This is a genomic window from Streptomyces sp. P17, from assembly GCF_032436805.1.
Taxonomy (GTDB): domain Bacteria; phylum Actinomycetota; class Actinomycetes; order Streptomycetales; family Streptomycetaceae; genus Streptomyces.
Genome location: NZ_JAVRBF010001471.1, coordinates 1 through 237, shown reverse-complemented (window position 1 = coordinate 237; position 237 = coordinate 1). Strand labels below are relative to the sequence as shown.

The following is a 237-nucleotide window of genomic DNA, read 5'->3' as shown; positions in this document are numbered from 1 at the left end:
GGCGCCAACGGAATCGGCAAGGCGCTGGCGGAGGCGTTTCACCGCGAAGGCGCGGCCAAGGTCGTGGTGGCCGATCTGGATATCGCCAACGCCGAAGCGGTGGCGAACGCGATCGGCGGCGCCGCGGCCCGCACCGACGTCGGCCGGGAGGACGATATCCGGCAGCTGATCGAGGACACCGAAACCCGGTTCGGCCCGATCGACCTGTTCTGCTCCAATGCGGGGATCGGCGGCGGC

At 70.5% G+C, this 237-nt stretch carries 1 protein-coding gene; it reads left to right on the top strand.

What is annotated here, in order from left to right; all coding sequences use genetic code 11:
- The coding region (locus RMT89_RS45380) for an SDR family oxidoreductase (RefSeq protein ID WP_315889591.1) at nt 1-237 on the top strand (237 nt) is incomplete at both ends.